At 65.0% G+C, this 19,576-nt stretch carries 19 protein-coding genes; 16 read left to right on the plus strand and 3 right to left on the minus strand.

The features are described from left to right. Window positions 1-480 precede the first annotated feature (480 nt). Window positions 481-1,647, minus strand: a complete 1,167-nt coding sequence (locus G3T36_RS07980) for an ROK family protein (protein ID WP_338031513.1) — start codon at window positions 1,645-1,647, stop codon at window positions 481-483. Between the two features lie 170 nt (window positions 1,648-1,817). On the opposite strand from G3T36_RS07980, the gene G3T36_RS07985 reads away from it, so the two are divergent. The 10 genes from G3T36_RS07985 (at window position 1,818) to G3T36_RS08030 (ending at window position 13,132) form a co-directional block, all read left to right on the plus strand. After that, window positions 1,818-2,753 (plus strand): ROK family protein, encoded by a 936-nt coding sequence (locus G3T36_RS07985; protein ID WP_163289157.1) that lies wholly within the window; start codon window positions 1,818-1,820, stop codon window positions 2,751-2,753. A 10-nt stretch (window positions 2,754-2,763) separates the two neighbouring features. Beyond that, window positions 2,764-4,008, plus strand: coding sequence for an alanine racemase (locus G3T36_RS07990; RefSeq protein WP_163289158.1), 1,245 nt, complete (start codon window positions 2,764-2,766; stop codon window positions 4,006-4,008). Then, entirely contained in the window at window positions 4,005-5,084 is a 1,080-nt protein-coding gene (locus G3T36_RS07995; protein ID WP_163289159.1) for an SIS domain-containing protein, read from the plus strand. Before G3T36_RS07990 ends, G3T36_RS07995 begins: the two co-directional genes overlap by 4 nt. 40 nt (window positions 5,085-5,124) lie before the next feature. Next, window positions 5,125-6,579, plus strand: coding sequence for an APC family permease (locus G3T36_RS08000; RefSeq protein ID WP_205245038.1), 1,455 nt, complete (start codon window positions 5,125-5,127; stop codon window positions 6,577-6,579). A gap of 296 nt (window positions 6,580-6,875) precedes the next feature. After that, complete coding sequence (locus tag G3T36_RS08005) at window positions 6,876-7,229, plus strand: metalloregulator ArsR/SmtB family transcription factor (protein WP_163289160.1); 354 nt, start codon at window positions 6,876-6,878, stop codon at window positions 7,227-7,229. Between the two features lie 46 nt (window positions 7,230-7,275). Next, complete coding sequence (locus G3T36_RS08010) at window positions 7,276-7,758, plus strand: SRPBCC family protein (RefSeq protein ID WP_163289161.1); 483 nt, start codon at window positions 7,276-7,278, stop codon at window positions 7,756-7,758. A gap of 18 nt (window positions 7,759-7,776) precedes the next feature. Then, window positions 7,777-8,340: a dihydrofolate reductase family protein gene (locus G3T36_RS08015; RefSeq protein WP_163289162.1), complete on the plus strand. Its 564-nt coding sequence runs from the start codon at window positions 7,777-7,779 to the stop codon at window positions 8,338-8,340. A 183-nt stretch (window positions 8,341-8,523) separates the two neighbouring features. Further along, entirely contained in the window at window positions 8,524-11,172 is a 2,649-nt protein-coding gene (locus tag G3T36_RS08020; protein ID WP_163289163.1) for a winged helix-turn-helix domain-containing protein, read from the plus strand. A gap of 79 nt (window positions 11,173-11,251) precedes the next feature. Continuing rightward, window positions 11,252-11,488 (plus strand): DUF8691 family protein, encoded by a 237-nt coding sequence (locus G3T36_RS08025; RefSeq protein WP_163289164.1) that lies wholly within the window; start codon window positions 11,252-11,254, stop codon window positions 11,486-11,488. Window positions 11,489-11,638: 150 nt separating this feature from the next. After that, window positions 11,639-13,132: a hypothetical protein gene (locus tag G3T36_RS08030; protein WP_163289165.1), complete on the plus strand. Its 1,494-nt coding sequence runs from the start codon at window positions 11,639-11,641 to the stop codon at window positions 13,130-13,132. An 86-nt stretch (window positions 13,133-13,218) separates the two neighbouring features. Here the strand turns inward: G3T36_RS08030 and G3T36_RS08035 are convergent, their stop codons facing one another. Continuing rightward, window positions 13,219-13,776, minus strand: a complete 558-nt coding sequence (locus tag G3T36_RS08035; RefSeq protein ID WP_163289166.1) for a DUF1440 domain-containing protein — start codon at window positions 13,774-13,776, stop codon at window positions 13,219-13,221. A gap of 46 nt (window positions 13,777-13,822) precedes the next feature. Here G3T36_RS08035 and G3T36_RS08040 point away from each other — a divergent pair, with 46 nt between their 5' ends. The 5 genes from G3T36_RS08040 (at window position 13,823) to G3T36_RS08060 (ending at window position 17,941) form a co-directional block, all read left to right on the plus strand. Then, window positions 13,823-14,170: a nuclear transport factor 2 family protein gene (locus tag G3T36_RS08040; RefSeq protein WP_163289167.1), complete on the plus strand. Its 348-nt coding sequence runs from the start codon at window positions 13,823-13,825 to the stop codon at window positions 14,168-14,170. Window positions 14,171-14,230: 60 nt separating this feature from the next. Continuing rightward, a complete protein-coding gene (locus G3T36_RS08045) occupies window positions 14,231-14,452 on the plus strand; it encodes a hypothetical protein (RefSeq protein ID WP_163289168.1) in 222 nt (73 codons plus the stop codon). 34 nt (window positions 14,453-14,486) lie between these two features. Next, a complete protein-coding gene (locus tag G3T36_RS08050; RefSeq protein ID WP_163289169.1) occupies window positions 14,487-14,777 on the plus strand; it encodes a hypothetical protein in 291 nt (96 codons plus the stop codon). An 863-nt stretch (window positions 14,778-15,640) separates the two neighbouring features. Next, window positions 15,641-17,332, plus strand: a complete 1,692-nt coding sequence (locus G3T36_RS19585; RefSeq protein ID WP_205245039.1) for a PLL family lectin — start codon at window positions 15,641-15,643, stop codon at window positions 17,330-17,332. A gap of 6 nt (window positions 17,333-17,338) precedes the next feature. After that, on the plus strand, window positions 17,339-17,941 hold the full coding sequence (locus G3T36_RS08060; protein WP_163289170.1) for a dihydrofolate reductase family protein: 603 nt from the start codon (window positions 17,339-17,341) through the stop codon (window positions 17,939-17,941). Between the two features lie 19 nt (window positions 17,942-17,960). Here the strand turns inward: G3T36_RS08060 and G3T36_RS08065 are convergent, their stop codons facing one another. Then, window positions 17,961-18,197, minus strand: a complete 237-nt coding sequence (locus tag G3T36_RS08065) for a hypothetical protein (RefSeq protein ID WP_163289171.1) — start codon at window positions 18,195-18,197, stop codon at window positions 17,961-17,963. A 96-nt stretch (window positions 18,198-18,293) separates the two neighbouring features. Here G3T36_RS08065 and G3T36_RS08070 point away from each other — a divergent pair, with 96 nt between their 5' ends. Then, complete coding sequence (locus G3T36_RS08070; protein WP_240148409.1) at window positions 18,294-19,523, plus strand: hypothetical protein; 1,230 nt, start codon at window positions 18,294-18,296, stop codon at window positions 19,521-19,523. Window positions 19,524-19,576 lie beyond the last annotated feature (53 nt).

Below are 19,576 nucleotides of genomic sequence, written 5' to 3' on the forward strand. Positions count from 1 at the left end.
CCCCCCCCCCCCCCCCCCCACCACTCTTGCCCTCACAAACGGCACCGCAACCGCAGCAAGAGGTAGGGCATGGTTATCGTGCGTTGTGATGAAAGGGCGGAGGCAGACTTTCTGCGACGTTCGCGTGACGGGCTTCCTTGGCTGGCAGCCGAAGCTGTCTGCTCGGCGTTACGATGCGGTATGGCTTCGTTCATGCAGCGTGTTCGACACGCGGTATATGGTGGCGGGGATCCGGCCAATGTGTCGGATGCGATCCGCAACGTTGGTCAGATTGGAATGCTCGGACACCCCGCTGATCCGGAGCCGTTCCGTGGGGTCGTCGCCGAGACTGCTGAGCTCGATCCCGACGAGCTTCCGTGGGAGTTGCGCGACGACAAGCCCTCGGCCTAGTCCGCGTACCTCTTCCGCTCTAGTGATTCGCACGCGGCTGCACGATTCCTGTGTTTGCGCCTTGTTGTAGACATGACCGCGGTGCAGTCATCACTCGAGGCGAGACAGTGCGTCCTCGCGGTGGCGAGGAAGTCGCGCGAGATCGTTCTCGTCGATTCCGAGTTGCACGTAGAGGCGGTGCAGTGATGCGATCACTGCACCGATCGCCCCGGAGAATTCCCCGAGCTCACTGAGTCGCAGACTCGGTCCGGAGCCCAGATTGTCGCGAAGCGCAGCTTCGAGTTGGGGGAGATCGGGTGCAAGAGATCGTGAGATCCCGCCGCCCAGGACGATGACCTCGGGCTCGCAACTCACGACGGCGGCGGCGAGCACGATCAGGAGGGCCTGGTCGAAGCTTTGGCGGAGCTTGCGAACGGCCCTGTCGTCCGAGGGGAGGAAAAGGTCTGCGGGACTGGGTAATGCGATTCCCAGTTCCGCGGCGTGACGCATGATTCCGGGGCCGGTAACCATATTCTCGAGAGGCGTGCCCAGCGGTCCAACCGGAAGCTGCCCGAATTCGCCGACCAGTCCGTAGCGACCGCGCAACAGCTTGCCTTCTATCGAGATACCTGCACCCAGCCCGGCGCCGATCGTCAGCATCACGGCGGTCGACGCCTCCCGGGCGGCCCCGTACCGTTGCTCGCCCATCAGCGCGTAGTTCGCGTCGTTGTCGATGCCGAGCTGTGTATCTGCGATCCGCTCGAGAGCGTCGAAGAACCCCGGCCGCTCGACGACGGCCAGGTTCGGGGCGTTCGTCACCGAGTGATTCTGCAGGTGAACCGCGCCCGGCAGCCCAACGGATACTCGCGACAGGGACACGGACAAACGCGCCGCGTCGGAGGCCAGCTCTCCGGCGAGCCAGGACACCAGGTCGTCGGCACCAAGGTCGGTCGGCGTGGGAACAGAACGCGCAGAGATCACCGTGCACACTGCGTCCGCCACCACGATTCTCGTATTCGAAGCGCCGAGGTCGACGCCTGCGACATACGCGCGGTCAGGAACAATTTCCAGCGCTGTTGCCGGACGCCCACGACTGCCCTGGACGGGGGAGTCAATCTCTCGAGCCAGGCCTTCGGCGATCAGGCCTTCCACGCTGCGTGAGACTGTCGCGTTCGACAGGCCTGTCGCAGACGCGAGGTCGGCGCGACGCGTCGGGTAAGTCGCAAAGAGTTCGCCGAGAACCGCGCTGCGATTTGATTCTCTAACCTCGGGCACCACTGGCCTTTCTGATCACCGTGCAAGTAAAGATATCCCATGAGCCCACGAATTCGCATGAAATTCAAGGAAATGTGGGGCTGATACCAGAACATAGTTGACACGACGCGTCCAGATATCTATATTTCCATTCAGGCTGCAAAAAAAGCGGCAAGCGTGCGAGGAGGCAAGCCGTGACCGTTTACGTCAGCGGAATCGATATCGGCGGAACGAAGACCGTCGGGGTGCTTGCCGACGAACGAGGACGTATTGTGGCCAGGAAGCTCGTTCCCACGTCCGAACGCGGAAGCCGCATCGTAGACCAGGTCGACACACTGTTCTCGGACCTCATCGCGGAGGCTGGCGTGTGCCGCGAGGCAGTAGCTCGGACCGTTGTAGGTATTGCCGGCGTCGCTGGGCCGGACGGATCCGTGCGACATGCACCGAACCTCCAACCACTCGAAGTCGCCGAGGACCTCGAGTTGGGATCCCTTCTTGCTGACCGGCTCGGCCATCAGGTCAGGATCGAGAACGATGTGAACTTGGCGGCGCTGGCTGAACTGGCGAACGGGGCGAGCATGCCATCCAGCTCGTTTGTCTTCATCGCCGTCGGCACAGGCATCGGAATGGGAATCGTCGTCGACGGCGCCCTCATCACGGGGGCACATGGTGCGGCTGGCGAGATCGGTCTCCTTCCTTTCGGTACGGACCCTCTTGACACGACGAACCACCATCGTGGTGCGCTGGAAGAGGCGACCGCGGGATCGACGGTCGGTGACCGCTACCGAGCGTTGACAGGAACCTCCCGCTCGATGGGGGAAGTGCTCGAACTTGCGCTGCGCGGCGACGAGGCCGCCGCGCTCGTGCTGGACGGGCAGGCGAAGCACACGGCGCAGGCGATCGCAGCAGTCGTCGCCGTCCTCGACCCCGCCTGTGTCGTCCTCGGGGGCGGCATCGGTCTGCTCTCCGAACTTCTGGGCCCGATCAAGACCTGGCTCGGCCGATTCGGGTTTCCTCGTGTCGACATTCGCCTGAGTCGGGCCGGAAGAGACGCTGCAGCCATCGGAGCCGTCCGCCTCGCCCTGCAACAACTCGACCGCAGTCGCCAAACCGAATCCGCTCTCGCCTGAAAGGGCCACCATGTTCCTCGAACTGCTTCGCCGACGTAACAACTCGTTCCTTCAGTCCGCCGCAGACCTGCATCGAAAGGGTGAACTTCCGCCCAACTGCTATGCGATCGACCTCGATGCGGTCTCGCGCAATGCGACGGCCATCCGTCGGGAAGCGGATCGCCTCAACCTCAAGGCCTTCGCCATGGTCAAGCAGATCGGCCGGAATCCCGACGTCTCAGCCGCCCTCGTCCGGGCGGGAATCACGCACTCCGTCGGTGTCGATCTCGAGTGCACGATCGCGGCCGCCTCAGGGGGTCTAGCCGCTGGCCACATGGGCCACCTCGTGCAGATTCCTCGGCACCAGGCCGCGATCGCTGCGTCGTTCGCCCCGCTGTATTGGACCGTGTTCAATGAAACGAAAGCCCGGGAAGCGGCCGCGGCGACCGAGCGTCTCGGCCGAGTGCAGAACCTCATGGCGCGCGTCGTCGGCAAGGGGGACGTCTTCTATCCCGGCCACGAAGGTGGTTTCGACGTGGCATCGATCGTTCGGGTAGCCAATGAGATCGACGGGATGCGCGGTGCGCGCTTCGCGGGAATCACAACGTTCCCTGCATCCCTGTTCGATGTCCAGGCGAGGACGGTGCGGACCACTCCCAATCTGGAGACCCTTCGCCAGGCGAGCGCCGAGCTACGCAAAGCCGGCCGAACTGATATCGAGATCAATGCGCCCGGGACGACCTCGGTCGCGATGCTCGAGCCTCTCGCTGAGGCGGGCGCCACCCAGGTAGAGCCCGGACACGGTCTCACTGGTACAACGCCGTGGCACGCGGTCGAAGACCTCGAGGAAGAGCCTGCGATCGCTTACATCACAGAGGTCTCGCATCTCTGGGATGACAAGGCCTTCGTCTTCGGCGGCGGTCTCTACGTCGACCCCGTGCTCGCCGATCAGCCGCGAACGACCGCCATCGTGGTCACCGGTGACGAGACCGTCGCGCAGTCGGCGGCGCTGGAGGTGGACATGCCTTCGCCATCCGCCATCGACTACTACGCCAAGGTCGACATCTCGGGCCGTCAGGATGTGCGACCAGGCGACACCGTGATCTTCGGATTCCGGCCGCAGGTCTTCGTCACCCGCGGACTGACCGCCGCGATCTCGGGTGTCTCGAAAGGCACCCCGAAGGTCGAGGGGATCTGGTCGTCCAACGGTTCTCGACCGATCGATCCGGCAGACGCGCTCCAGGCGATCGCCGCGGCGAAGGGCACTGACCGATGAGCGACGCACTGATCACCGAGCCCGGGATGCACATTTCCGCGGAAATCGCGGAGCAGCCCGCCCGCTGGATCGACGTGGTGACCACTCAAGAGGGACCACTCGACGTCGCTGCCGAAATCCTCCGTCAGGCACGGCCCGGCTTCGTCGTGCTTGTGGCCCGCGGCACCAGTGACCACGCGGCGCTGTACGGTCAGTATCTCCTCGAGGGGCTGCTCGGCGTGCCGGTTGCCCTCGCCACCCCTAGTGTGCGCCGCAACGATAGCCAGAGCATCTACCACCGTGCGATGGCCGTGGTCGCACTGTCCCAGTCGGGGAGCTCTCCGGATCTCGTCGCCACCGTGCAGGATGCGCGGTCTGCGGGCGTGCCGACGATCGCGTTCACCAACGACACCTCGAGCGCTCTCGCTACTGCGGCAGCCGTGCACGTGGATCTCAGTGCGGGCCCCGAACTCTCCGTTGCCGCCACCAAGAGCTATACGGCCGAACTCATTGCCCTCTACGCCTGGATCAACCGCGCAGCGGACGTCGGATGGACCGAACTCCAGCGCAGTGTTCAGGATCTTGCGGATGCCGCACGAGGCGTGATCACGTCGTCTGCGCAGATCGCGCGCAGCCTCTCCGACGAGCTCCGCGATACCGACCGCGCGCTCGTCATCGGTCGAGGCCTCTCGATGGCGACCGCGCGGGAGGCCGCGCTCAAGCTGATGGAGACCTCGATGCTCCCGGCTTCCGGGTGGAGCGCGGCCGATGCGAAACACGGCCCGCTCGGCCAGGTCGTCGAAGGCACCCCCGTCTTCCTGCTGAACCGGATCACCCGCGGCCGCGCCTCCGTGGAGGACCTGATCCCGCTCCTCGCGGCCAAAGGGGCCCGCATTCATGCTCTGGCCGCGACCGCGGGCAGCAAACACTTATCACCTAGCCCGCTGACGGACGTCATGCCGACGACCATCCCAGACGACCTGGTTCCGATGCTCGAGATCATCCCTTTTCAGCAGCTCGCACGCGAACTCGCGCTTCACCGCGGGCTGAACCCTGACGCACCGGCAGGGCTGAGCAAAATCACCCGGACACTCTAAGAGACCAGAGCGCTCCCGAACACAGAAAGGTAGTCCCGTAATGTCCGCTCCAGAAAAACTCAAAGCTCCGGGAAAGACCAGTTCGCTCAAACGCAACAGCCTGACAATCGTCGGGTCGGTCGCCATGTGCATGGCTTTCATGGGCCCCGCGACCAGTGTCGCGTTCAACACGAATCCAGCTGCAGCCGGAGCGGGATTCGCCCTGCCCCTCTCGATCGTTCTCGCACTGGTGGCCTGCCTCTTACTGGCCAACACGATTGCGCAGTTCGCGCGAAAGCTGCCGACCTCAGGCTTCGCGTACACCTTCAACACGCACGGCTTCGGACACTCGGGCGGATTCCTCTCGGGCTGGCTGCTCCTGCTCAGCTACGGGATGCTCGCGCCGATGCTGCTCTCGGCGATCGGCACCTACAGCTCGGGCTTCCTGCACGACCAGTTCAATATCAACATCCCGTGGCAGGCGATGGCGCTGATCTTCGGAGCGATCGTCTGGGGCATCAACGCATCCGGTGTCTCGGAGTCGGCCAAGACTGCGCTCATCTTCCTCGTCATCGAGGTCGGCGTGATCCTCGGCCTCGTCGGGACGATTCTCGGCCACGGCGGAGCGGAAGGCCTGTCGTTCGGGCCGTTCAATCCGGCGAACTCCCTCCACGGGATCGGCGGACTAGGGACCGGCATGCTGTGGGGGATCCTGATGTTCATCGGGTTCGAGTCGGTCGCGACCCTCGGCGAAGAGGCGAAGTCGCCGAAGCGCACGATTCCTATCGCGCTGTTCACGGCCGTGATCGTGATCGGCATCTTCTACGTGCTGTCCGCCTACGGTGCGGCCATCGGGTTCGGACAATCTCACGCCGAGGCGTTCGCTGCCGACACGAACCCGTGGGGCACACTGGCGACGAAGTTCTGGGGTGCGAGCTGGGCGCTTGTCCTCACCGTCCTGGCCAGCCAGTTCGCGAACTTCGTGTCCGGCACGAACGCGGTCGTCCGCGTCATCTTCTCGATGGGACGAGAAGGAATCCTCCCCAAGATCCTCGGACGCACCAGCAAACGCCAGATTCCCCACATCGCCCTTGGTGCGTACATGATCTTCGGTCTCGTCTTCGTCTTCGTGCTGGGAGCGTTTCTTGACCCGCTGGTGATCTACGGGTTCTGCGGGACGATCCTCGGCCTGGGAATGATCATCATCTACATCCTGATGAGCCTCTCGGTCATCCGCTTCTATCTTCGCGAGCACCCCAGCGAGTTTCGAATCGGGCGACATGCCGTCCTGCCGATCATCACGGCGATTCTGATGCTCTTGCCGGTGTACGGACAGGTCTCGCCTGTGCCACCCTTCCCGAACAATCTGGTGCCATACATCGTCATCATCTGGATGCTGGCCGGCACGGCCTACCTGATCTATCTGAAGCGCAAGGGGAAAGACCTCATCGAGGCGATGGGACGGGTATTCGAAGACACCCCCGAGACAGTCGCACCGAGTTCAGCCACCGAATGAGCGAGCCGACGCTGAACGGGTGAGCCGACTCTCCTTCACCCGTTCAGCGTCAGCAGAATCGACCCACCCCCGTCACAGAGTGACCTGCCTGCTGTCTAGCCACAGCCAGGCCACCATCGGGCAACTCGCCCTACGCCAGAAGCGCATGACTTGGGTTCTATCACTTCCGTGCTGAGGCCTTGGTTGGCACCGTGTGGAGGACGCGGCTCGCGGTTGAGGTGATCAGCGCGGCTCCCTTGACAGCCATCGCTCCCCTTCCATACATTTAACGTACTCGTTAAATGATGGAGGTTGGCGTGGACGGCACCGATCAGCTCAGCGCCGTTTTCTCGGCACTCGCAGACCCCACTCGGCGGGCGATCCTCGCCGAGTTGGCAGAGCGTGATGCCACGGTCACGGAGCTCACGGCGCCCTTCGCCATCTCGATGCCGGCGATATCGCGACATCTCAAGACACTCGAACGTGCGACGCTCATCTCGCGGACGCGCTCAGGCAAGTGGCGCGCGAGCCATCTCGAAGCTGCCCCGCTTCGCGAGGCTGCCGACTGGATTGAGCGCTACCGGGAGTTCTGGGACTCGTCCCTCACGCGCCTCAATGCCCACCTAGCCACTGTGCAGGCCGCCGAACGCGCAACGAACCCGACGGACTGATACAACACAACGCCTATCGACACGTCTTGGACCACGAGGAGCCCTGATGCAGACAGAAAGCCCGCAGATCGATATCTCTCGCGCGATCGACGCGCCGCGGCAGCTCGTCTATCGAGCCTTCACCGATCCGGACCACTTCGTGGCTTGGTGGGGTCCGATCGGTAATTCGCTACCGCGCAACGAGATCGAGTTCGACGTGCGGCCGGGCGGCTACCAACGATGGACGGAGGTCTCCGCTGCCGATCCCGACATACGGGTGCGCATCCATGTCGACCTCACAGACGTCACGGAAGGCGAGGTTGTCGACGGTGTCATGCACGTCACTGGCCAGCTGCCGGGTGGCGTTCAGCCGTTCGAGACGAGAATCCGAGTCGAGTTCTCCGACGAGGCCGACGGGCGAACGCGGCTCACGATTCGCCAGTGGCTCCCCAAACACCTGACGGGTCATGCCGAGCAGGGTTGGCTCGAAACATTGACCAAGCTGGACACCACACTGATCGGTCCCCAGACCTCTGTACCGAACACCTGATTGAGGGAGCCTGACACGATGCGGAAACTTGGCTACGGCATGAACGTGAGTCTGGATGGCTACATCGCCGCGCCCGGCGACGACCTCGGCTGGAGCATGCCGAGCGATGAGTTGTTCCAGTGGTGGTCCGATCGAGTGGACGCTACGGGCCTGGCGCTCTATGGACGCAAGGTGTGGGAGACGATGTGCTCCCACTGGCCGGACGCAGACAGGCAGCCGGGCGCCACACCGGAGGTGATCGAGTTCGCCGACCGATGGCGGGACATGCCGAAGGTAGTGTTCTCGTCTACGACCCTCACGGTCGACTGGAACGCCCGTCTGGTCACAGACGACGCGGTCACCGAAATCACCCGCCTCAAGTCCGACGACGGCCACCCCATGGACATCAGCGGTGCCACGCTCGCCGCGGCGGCCATGCGGGCGGGGCTGATCGACGAGTACGCGGTTGTCACGCATCCGGTACTGGTGGGCGGTGGCACGCCGTTCTTCACAGCCCTGGACAACTGGGTGAATCTGAGCCTGGTGGAGACGCGGACGTTTCCCGGCGGCGTGGTGCTGAGCAGGTACGAATCCCGGCGTTGACTCCCCGCCGGCGTGCAGGAGCTTGTACATGCATCGACTTATGGCTCACACTGGTTTCGTGATGTGAGCGGTGGCCATATTGGAGCGGTCCGTGTCAACCTCGACGTACCACCACGGGAATCTGAGTGCGGCGCTGGTGCGCGCCTCGCTTGATATCGCGGGCCGGTAGGGCCGGCGACGCTTATGCCATCCGCCTTCCAGGGAATGCACGGCGCGCTTGCTCAGTCCGTTGTCGCCCGTCGTCGGCTGTTCGTGAAGCTGGATGGGGCGGAGAACGGCACCACACTGCTGTCCGCGCCACCGGGTAGCGGGAAGACGGTGCTCCTCCGGTCGTGGATAGCGGATGCGGGCCTCCAGGACCGCACGGCCTGGGTGACCGTCGAGCGCAACGAGCAGGATGTGCAGCGCTTCTGGCTCTCGGTCGTCAGCGAGCTATGCCGTGCCGCGGGAGGTAACTCCTTACTCCAAGAGCTCTCTCCCACACCGCAGTTCGATGAGGAGGCTGCTGCAGCGCGCCTGCTGGCCGAGTTGGGCACGCTGAACGAACGGATCGTGCTCGTTGTTGACGACCTCCACGAGCTTCACTCGCCGCAGGCTCTCGCCCAGGTGGAGCGCCTGCTCGCCCAGCGGCCTCCGCTGCTGCGGGTCGTGCTGTCGACGCGACACGACCCGCAGATCGGGCTGCATCGGCTGCGCGTCGCCGGAGGCTTGACCGAGATTCGCGCCGGCGACCTGCGCTTCACGGTCGATGAGACACAGGAACTGCTTGCGTCATCCGGGATCGGGCTCTCGAATGACGCCCTCGCCGTGCTGCACGACCGCACCGAGGGATGGGCAGCGGGGCTTCGGATGGCGGCGCTCTCGCTCGCTGGGCAGGCCGATCCAGAGCGGTTCGTCTGGGAGCTGCGCGGCAGCGACCGGATGATCGCGGACTACCTGCTCGCGGAGGTGCTGGAGCACCAGCCCGAGGAGGTACGGCGTCTCCTGCTGCGGACGTCGGTGCTCGATCGGGTCAACGGCGCGCTCGCCGACCTCCTGACCGGCGGCCGCGGCGGCGAGCGCATCCTCCTCGAACTCGAGAATGCGAACGCCTTCGTCACGTCCCTCGACGCTCGCCGGTCGTGGTTCCGGTATCACCAGCTGTTCGCCGAAGTCCTGAGTCTGGAGTTGCGGCGGACCGAACCTGACCGTGTCAGCGAGCTGCACAGGGCCGCTGCGCATTGGTATGCCGAACACGACGAGGTCGTCGAAGCTGTCCGTCACGCACAGTCCGCGGCCGATTGGGCGTTTGCCGGACGTCTTCTGGCCGACCACAGCCTCAGCCTCGTGCTGGACGGCCGGGAGGGGACGGTTGCCGCCCTTCTCCGTGGTTTCCCTTCGGGTGCCGTGTCGGCTGATCCCGAGCTGACGGTCGTCCTGGCCGCGCAGCAGCTGTCGAGAGGGCTACTCGACGACGTCGCGACAAGCCTCGCGCGGGCCGAGCGGCACAGAGCCGTCGTTCCCGGCGAACGGCGACGCCACTTCGAAACCATGCTGGCGCTGGAGCGCGCATCTCTGGCCCGAAGACGCGGCGACTTCAGCGCTGTCGTCGACGAGGTGCAACGGCTGCTCGCCCCGCCGGACAACGAGGGGCCCGGTGAGGCCGGGGTCGGCGCCGACGTACGCGCATACGCGCTGATGATCCTCGGCATCGTGGAACTCTGGGCTGTGCGTCTCGAGGAGGCGGAGCGGCATCTCGAGCAGGGTCTCGAACTGGCGCGACGAGCCGGGCGGCCGTACGTCGAGGTGGGTTGCCTCGCACACCTGGGAACGCTCGCCGCGGTGAGCTCGTTCGCGGTGGCCAGGCAACGGTGCCTTGACGCGATCAGGATAGCCGAGGCGCGAGGCTGGGGGGCCGATCCGGTTGTCGCGCCTGCACTGGTCATGATCGCAGCTCTGGACATGTGGCAAGTGCGCTCTGACGAGGCCGAGCAGTCGCTCGCGCGCGCCGAGGATCCGGTCTCTCGGGGCGGCGACCCGCCGACGAGGTTGCTGGCGAACCTGGTGCGGGGGATGGTGGAGATCGCTCGCGGCCGCGATGAGAAGGCACTCGCCTCGCTCCGCGCCGCGAACGAGGTCCGGGCGCTGCTTGTCGCCCCTCAGCTGATGACGGTCCCGGCGCAAGCGACGCTCGTGCACCAGCTTGTGCGGGTGGGCGACCTGGCGAGCGCGCGAGCTGTCCTCGCGGGATTGCCCGAGGACGGCCGGGAGTGGGCGGAGGTACGTGCCGCACGCGCCGTCATCCACCTCGCCGAAGAGAATCCTCGCGACGCCATCGTCGCCCTCGAGCCGATTGTGGGCGGTGCGAAACCTGTCCTCTCGCCCTGGCTCGTGCAGTGCTACCTGCTCGACGCCGTCGCCCACGACCGCGTGGGCGACGATCCGGGCACTCACGCGTCGCTCGAACACGCGCTCGAGGTCGCCGAACCGGAGTCGCTGATCTGGCCGTTCGTCACAGTGCCGGTCCAGCACTTGCTCGAACGCATCCCGCCCCATCGCACCGCACACGGCGCGCTGCTCAAACAGATCCTCGACGTGCTCGCCGGAGGCCGCCCCGCCGATCGCCCGGGAGAGCCCCGTGCTGAACTCACCGAGAGCGAACTCCGCGTGCTCCGCTACCTACCGAGCAACCTCTCCGCGGCGGCCATCGGCCGGGAGCTGTCTCTGTCGGTCCACACGGTGAACACGCACGTTAGAAACATCTACGCGAAGCTCGGCACTCACAAGCGCAGCGAGACCGTCGAACTCGCGCGCGGGCTCCGGCTCTTGGGGCCGTCCGTCAGCCGCCGCTGAGACGCGGGGCCCGTAACCGGGACAGAATCGCAAGATCTTTGCGAGGTGGACTCACCATGCCACTCGCGAGTCTGGGCCTGTGCCTGATGAAGCGCTTCCAGCGCGTTACACGATCCGAGTTCGCGGCGTCTTGAGCGAGACGCTCCGGATGGCCTTTCCCGAACTCGACGCCGAGTCGCGCGGTGAGGACAGCGTCCTCGTCGGGGTGCTCCGGGATCAGGCGGCGCTTTATGGCGTCCTCGCTCAACTCGAGGGACTCGGCATCGCACTGATCGACGTTTCGAGTGACCCGTGCCCGAAGGGAACTGAGCGATGACCATCCTGTGCCCGCATCCCCGGCGCCGGTATCAGCACGCGGAGGAGGTGTTGCCGCTGGCTTGACCGGGGACACATCGCACCGGGCTCCGACCGGCGACGTTCAGCCGCCGAACAGAGCCATATTGAATCACCAAATTAGGAGTAAGTCATGAAGTACGTGTTCAACAAGGGACCCAAGTTGGAAGGGAGGCGAGGGCTGCTCGCGGGTGCGGGGGTCGGCGCGGTAGTTGCGCTCGCGATCGCCGGGGGAATTTCCGCCTCTGCCGTGCCGCCGACCGCCACGACGGCGCCGACTTCCACGAAGGCGCCGACATCCACGACACCCTCGCCAAAGAGCTCGGCGGCGAGCGGTAGCGTCGATCCGAATTCCAAGAGCCTCTATCCGTTCGGCCAGCCGCAGGGCGGCGTCGCAGTCAACACGCCGCCACCGCCCGGGGAACCGACGCTGTCGCCGGCGTACGCGACGAAGACGACGACCCGCATTTACGGTTCCAACCCGTTCGAGGAGGCCGTCTCGGTCTCCCAGCACATTTGGACATCTGCGCTGCCCGAGAACGTTCCCGCAAACGCAGGCAACAACGCGGATCGCACCCGCGCGGTCACGCTGGTAACGCCCGACGATCCGCTGACGGATATCACCGCGACGCCGCTGATCCACTTCCCCGACGCCGCGCCCATCCTCTACGTCACGAAGAACGGGATCCCGGCGATCACGCTGAACGAGTTGAAGCGGCTCGGACCTGTCGGTATCAGTCGCTTCAACAATGTCCATGCACTGCTGGTCGGAGCGGCCGCGAACCCCGGCGTTGAGAGCCAGCTCAAGGCCATCGGGATGAAGTACTACGAGGTCAAGGGCGCGGATGTCCCGCAACTCGCTGACAACGTGGACAAGCTCTACGGTTCGATCTCGAACCCCGACTTCGGGGTCGCGACGATGCCCGGCATGGAGGACGTCGTGGTCGGCTCGATGGACGGCAAGGACTGGCAGTACACGTTGCCGGCGACGCACTGGGTCGCGCACATGCCGACGGGTCTGTTCTGGGTTCACCGGAATTCGATCCCGACTGCGACGATCGACGCGCTCAAGCGGCGCGGCGGCAAGGCGCGGATCTACCTGTTCGGCGGCCCCGACCAGATCTCAGCCTCGGTCGCTAAGCAGCTCTACCAGTACGGCGAGGTCATTCGTGTCTCGAACGACGACCCGGTCGCGTTCAACGCACCGGCGCCCGACTCGCCCGAGGCCACTGCCCTCGCCTTCGCGAAGATGTGGGACCCTGCCGGAATGTTCGGCTGGAAGATCACGGGACCGGGCCACGGATTCACGCTGGTCAACATCAACGACTGGCAGGGCGCGATCGCGTCGGCCCCGCTCTCGCACCTCGGCTTCCACGCGCCTCTGCTCCTCACAAGCAGCGCAAGCACCCTGCCGAGTGATCTCGAGAGCTACTTCACGCAGGTCTCCCCGTCGTTCCTGAACACGCCCGCTGACGGCCCGTACAACATGACCTATGTGCTCGGCAGCTGGAATCAGGTCAACTGGGACGAGCAGGTTCGCGTCGACAGCATCTCCGAGATGCACAACCGTCGCGTCGTCGGAAGCGACACCGGCGGCACGTACGGCGACAGCCAGCCAGGGGCCTGACTGGCCGGGTTCTGAACATGGCGGGGTCACCGAAAGGTGGCCCCGCCATTTGCCGGCGCATCCATCGCCGACGATTCAACGAATCGTCACCGGCGGTCGCGCCCGCGGGACAGCAGCAGCGAGAGCGCAGCAGCCGTTCCCATCCCGTACACGAGGTGCGCGACCAGATCCTTTCCGAGCGTCTTGGCGTCGTATTCGGTGATGCGTTTGTACAGGTGCATCGGCGTCAGGATGGCGTAGCTGAGACCCCACATGCCTGCGCCGAAAATCAGCCCATAGCTGGTACGAGGTTTACGTAAGGAAGCGGCGACCATTGCGTAGCCCACTGCCGCCGAGACTGAATATCCCCAGTGCATGACGTTGTTTGCGAGTGCAGCGCGTGAATCGGGGAGCTTGACTTCGTAGAGTCCTTCTACGATGCGTCGTCCGACCTGGGCCGGTGCGGGAGCTTTGTCCCAGTCGGTGACGTCGGCGGAGAACTCCCATTCACGGAAGGGTTCGGTTCCGTGTTGTCGCCGGTATTGGCCGTACAACCAGAGATCCATGGCCATGGTGCCGATCAGGCCAGCGGCCACACCGCGGGCTAGAGCTCCCACCGGGGTGACGCGGGGCCGACTGAAGGCATCGGGGGCTGTTGCACTCATGAGTTTCTCCTCACACGACCTCATCCTTTCAGGTGTAGACAGAAGCGTGACCGTTTTCGAAGATCTCCTCCACCGCAACATGCTCGGCGTCTTCAATGAGCGGGAGGAGTCGCTGCGTCTCCCGCAGCTGGCTGCGCTGTATGCGCCGGATGCTCGGTTCGCCGACCACGACGGTGTTGCCGTCGGCCTCGATGCCATCAATGAGAAGATCCGCGCGCTTCACGCCCGGACTCCCGGGTTCGTGTTCGCGCCTGGGCCGTTCCACGAAGTCCAGGACCTCGCCACCATCGAGTGGTCGTATGGTCCCGCCGGCGCTGACCCTGTCGTGAATGGAACGGATGTTGCGATCATCCGCGACGGACGCATTTCCGCGCTCTATGTGTACTTGAGGTAGGCCTATCATGGGAGACAAAGGAGCCCGGACCCTGCCCCTTGCGAATGCAAGGAGGGCACCGTGCGCGCCTATACCGCGCTACTCAGCTACGACAACCCCGAAGTCGAAGACATCGTCGTTACGCGGGTCGCGCCGGAGGACGTTCTGCCCCATGTCCTCGCGGTGACGTGTGCCACGGCCGCGGACGCGGTCGATGTCTTCGAACTCATCGACGGGGAGCCATTGGCCCCGTTCGCGCTCTACGAGTTCCGTCACACCAGGGGCGCAGCATTAGGGCACTGAACCCGAGCCTCTGCTGAGGCCGTAGTCTCGATAGGTGCCATCGTTCCGTGTCATCGTGGCTGTCGGTGCGCTCCGACCGGGCGTCCGCCCGGATGCCATTGTGCCGGCCGCCGCTGACGCCGTGGCCGAGCGCACGGTCGTCGAGGCGTCAAGCGTCGACGTGGTGGCCGGTGAGGCCAGGGTCACTGTGCGTTTCACCGCGGATGGTGTCGACGACGCCATCCCGGTCGCGGAGCACGCGGTCGCGCGCCTCCGGGAGCTCGCTCAGACGGGCGCGTGGCGTCTGACCGAGCGTGTCGGCGGTCGCTGGTTCCGTCGAGCCTGAGGGCATCAGGCTGGATGAGAAATGAGCTCGGCGTGTCGTCATTTCAGCCTCTCCCGAGGCTAGACCGTTTGGTCCACTCAGTGCTAATGTGAGGATTAATCGGGGGTCGACTATCATGTCGGTTTCGCTGCGCCGAAGTTCCCGCGCAGAAAGCCTTCTTCGCCCGCGTCTCACGGGGATTTGGCGTGGGTCGATGTGCCGACCGCAATGCTGAGCCGGAGGTGCGGCGATGGTGAAAGACGCCCCAAGTCCGAAGCGCGGGGCCTTTGCGACGCCCAAGGACGTCTTGGAATCGGCCACGCCTTACGAGCCGCGATCCGACGTGCCGAACGAACCGGATTCGGAATCTGACTCGGCTGAAAGCCCCAGCCGTCCAGACCCTGGGATAGGAGAGACGATCGTGAGCGATACAGAAGCCAATATGGGAATTCCCGGCACCCCGCCGCCACCCCCGAGCGGCGCAGTCAGCCAGCAAGCCGGCTCGGGAGGTGCACCATCAACCGAAGGCGTGGGCGCTCCCGGCACTCCGCCGCCACCCTCGAGCGACGCTGCCGCCGGTTCGCAATCGGGTGATGGCAGCACCAAGGGCACTCCCGGCACGCCGCCGCCTCCTCCTGCAAGTGCAGACGGTGGCCAGCAGGGCAGCGCCGGCGGTGTGGGCACAGAAGGCACCCCTCCTCCGCCGCCCTCCGGAAGCACGACGGCGGACTCGCCGTCAAGCTCGGGTGTCGGGATGGGCACCCCGGGTACGCCGCCACCACCGGCGTAGTTCGCCAGGCACCGCACGCCACAGCACCGTGGCCCGATTCGGAGCCACGACACCGAACACGTAGTCCACCCATAATCGGCAGGAGTATGACGCCATGCCCGATAAGATCGACGCTCCGAAGCGCGGAGCATTTCCCACCCCGCGGTCCGAACTCGCGACCGCCACACCGTACGCCGCCAAGCTCGTCGGCGCGCCACCCCAGTACCTCGTCAATCCGCCCCACATATCCATGTGGGGCAACGATGTCCACGGCGATTGCGTGACAGCTGAGGAAGCCTTCGCGAAAGCCTGCTACCAGCCGGAGATCTTCATCTCCGACGCGGAAGTCATCAGCTGGGCCACCAGCCACGGAGTTCTGGAGGGCGCCTATATCAACCAGGTGCTCGACTGGATGGTCAATGACGGCTTCAATCAGGACGGTTCACGCTACAACGACGGCGGCAAACGCTCCGTCGACTGGACCCAGTCGAGCGTCCTCAAGGATGCGATTTCAAATGGGCCGGTCAAGCTCGGCGTCGCCGCCGACCAGATTCAGACGGCGTACACAGGCCACACCGGCTGGTTCGGGACCGGATGGCACGCAGACGCCAACGAGGATCACAGTGTTGCCCTGTGCGGCTATGGCTCTATGAGCTGGCTGGCACAACAGCTCGGGGTAACCGTGCCGGCCGGTGTGGACGGCAACGCGCAGGGCTACGCCATGTTCACCTGGAATACCATCGGCATCATCGACGAGCCCTCCATGCGAGCGATCACTCATGAGGCGTGGCTGCGGGTTCCGACAACCACCATCGTGTCGCCGCACGGTGTTCGCATCCATGTTTGCGTTCGCGGCAGCGACGGCGCGCTCTGGCACATGTGGCAGACGGCTCCGAACAATGGTTGGAGCGGCTGGAACTCGCTCGGCGGCTGGATCGACCTGATCAAGGTCGCGACGAACGCGGATGGTCGGCTCGAGATCTTCGCTCGTGGCGGTGACGGCGCCGTCTGGCACAACTGGGAGACGTCGCCCGGCGGACCCTGGAGCGGCTGGTATTCGCTCGGCGGCTGGATCGACAGACTGGACGTTGTCAAGAACGCGGATGGTCGGCTCGAGATCTTCGCCCGTGGCGGCGATGGCGCCCTGTGGCACATGTGGCAGACGTCACCCAGCAACGGATGGAGCGGCTGGTATTCGCTCGGCGGCTGGATCGACATGCTGGATGTGGCGCGAAACGCTGACGGCCGGCTGGAGATCTTCGCCCGCGGTGGGGACGGCGCGATCTGGCATATGTGGCAGACGGCGCCGAACAACGGCTGGAGTGGCTGGTACTCGCTCGGCGGGTGGATCGACCTGATCAGTGTCGCCCGAAACGCCGACGGTCGGCTCGAGATCTTCGCGCGTGGCGGCGACAAGGCGGTCTGGCACATGTGGCAGACGGCGCCGAACAACGGCTGGAGCGGTTGGTACTCGCTCGGCGGCTGGATCGACCTGCTGGATGTCAGCCGGAACGCTGACGGCCGGCTCGAGATCTTCGCGCGTGGCGGCGACAAGGCGGTCTGGCACATGTGGCAGACGGCCCCCAACAACGGCTGGAGTGGCTGGTACTCGCTCGGCGGCTGGATCGACCTGCTCAAGGTCGCGCCCAACCAGGATGGCCGAATGGAGATCTTCGCGCGTGGCGGCGACAAGGCGCTCTGGCACATGTGGCAGACATCGCCGAGCAACGGCTGGAGCGGCTGGTACTCCCTGGGCGGCTGGATCGACCAGCTTGAGACTTGGCCGGAGGCGCCGGGCAATCCATAATCTCGTATGAGCATCGTTTACAGCGATATCTCCGTTTCGGCGGACGGCTTCTCGACCGGACTCAACCAGCGAGAGGAGTCGCCGTTCGGAGATATCGACTCGCGCTGGCTCCATGACTGGATGTTCGACACGTACGACGAGAACAAGGGTGAGGTCGACGGGATCGTCGACTCGGGCGCGACCATCATGGGCCGGAACATGTTCGGGCCCGTTCGCGGCGAATGGGATCGGGAATGGCGCGGCTGGTGGGGGCCGAATCCGCCGTACCACAACGCCGTCTTCGTACTCACGCACTACGAGCACGAGCCGATCGAGATGGAGGGCGGAACGACTTTCCATTTCGTGACCGACGGGATCCATGCAGCGCTCGAGCGGGCACGCGCGGAGGCCGAGGGGCGGAATATCTCCGTCGCGGGCGGTGCCCGAACGGTCAACCAGTTTCTTGCGGCCGGGCTTATCGACGAGCTTCGCCTGCATGTCACGCCGGCGATCCTCGGCGCCGGCGAGCGGATCTTCGACGGCGTGCCTCCGCAGCGCCTCGAGCGGGTGTCGGTCCGCGTGGCATCCCTCGTGACGCACATCACGTACCGGCCGCTGCGATCGCAGTGAGGGCGCGATCGCGCTCGCCTTACGGGCGCGAGCCCTTGTCGATCCAGCGACGCAGCAGGGCGACGTTCGATTCCGGCCACGGGCCGTCACAGGGCATCTCGCCGGAGACGAGGTGCCCGAGAATGCCATCCTGATTGCTCACGACGTCGTCGTAGTTCCAGAGATCGAAATGGTCGAGCATGCTGTTCCGGTCGAGTTCGCGGAAGAGCGGCTTGATATTCGCTGCGTAACCCAGAGGTTCGTCGTTCGTGTTCACGATTTCGCTCCCTTCAGCACTATCTGCCGAACATAGCGTTCAGGGAGCTTGTTCCGATACTGTGCAGACGACCATGACATCCGGCCCCTCGAGCCCATGAAATCCATCTCCGACGCTGAGCAACTCGACGCGCCCGGGACCGCTCCGACACCGGCGGCCCGGCGTGCTCTTCCGTGGTGGGTACGAGTCGTCCTGATCTGGTTGGCTTCGCGGGTGCTGACGACGACCATCATGGTCGTGACGGCGGCGCAAGCTCCGTCACGCCCGCGCGCCGACAGCCTCTTCAGCTATGCGACACTCTCACAGCTGTGGGATGCGGGTTGGTACCAGAAAGTCGCGCTCCACGGCTACCCGTCGGTGCTGCCCCACGGCACATCGGGTGCAGTCGTCGCCAACACCTGGGCCTTTCTCCCGGGATATCCGTTCCTGGTCCGAGTACTCATGGCGTCGACCGGGCTGTCCTGGGATGTCGTGTCCGCGGCCGTATCGATCGCCTTCTCTCTCGCGTTCGTGCTCGTGTTCGATCGCTTGATGCACCTGGTCTTGCTGTCGAACACCGCCCGCTTCGCCCTCATCCTGCTGTGCGTTTCGCCCCTGTCGCCGATCCTGCAGGTCGCTTACGCGGAATCGATGAACCTCTTCCTCGTCGCGCTGGCGCTGTATCTCCTCGTCCGTCGTCGCTACCTGTGGCTGATACCGGTGCTGGGCATCATGTCGTTGACGCGACCGGGCGAGGTCGCTTTCGCCTTGACCCTTGCCGTTCATGTGGCACTGCGGTGGCGAAACAGGCGGGCGGATCCCTGGCTGCCCGGCCAGCTAACCGCTTCGCTCGTCGCAACGGGTCTTGCAGCGGGGTTCGGGCTGGTCTGGCCGATCATCGCCTGGGTGGCGACCGGTTCGCCATCGGCCTACACGGCGACGGAGCTGGCGTGGCGCGCGCGCGACATCGGCTCGCCATCCCTCGTGCCGTTCACGCCGTGGATCGAGAGCGCGAACTTCTATTTCGCACCGCCGTGGGGGCTGCTGCTGCTGGCGCTGACCCTCGCCGCGGCGATTGCCGCATTCTTCACCCGACCCGTGCGGAGGCTGGGAACAGACCTGCGCCTGTGGATCGCCAGTTACGCGCTCTACGTTCTTGCCGTCTTCTTTCCGCAGACGAGCACGCTGCGCATCCTCACGCCGATGTTTCCGCTTTTCGGGGCCCTCGCCCAACCGCGATCACGGGTCTACCGCATCGCCATCGTGGTCGTCTTCATCGCCGGACAGGCCGTCTGGCTCATCGGGTCGTGGTGGACGTGGTGGGGGCCTGACCTCGTCACTCCCTGAGAATTCGCGCTGTCAAGACGTCATTGTCGGGAGCCGACTTCCGGGCAAGCGTT

The organism is Leifsonia tongyongensis, assembly GCF_010686705.1.
GTDB lineage: Bacteria > Actinomycetota > Actinomycetes > Actinomycetales > Microbacteriaceae > Diaminobutyricibacter > Diaminobutyricibacter tongyongensis.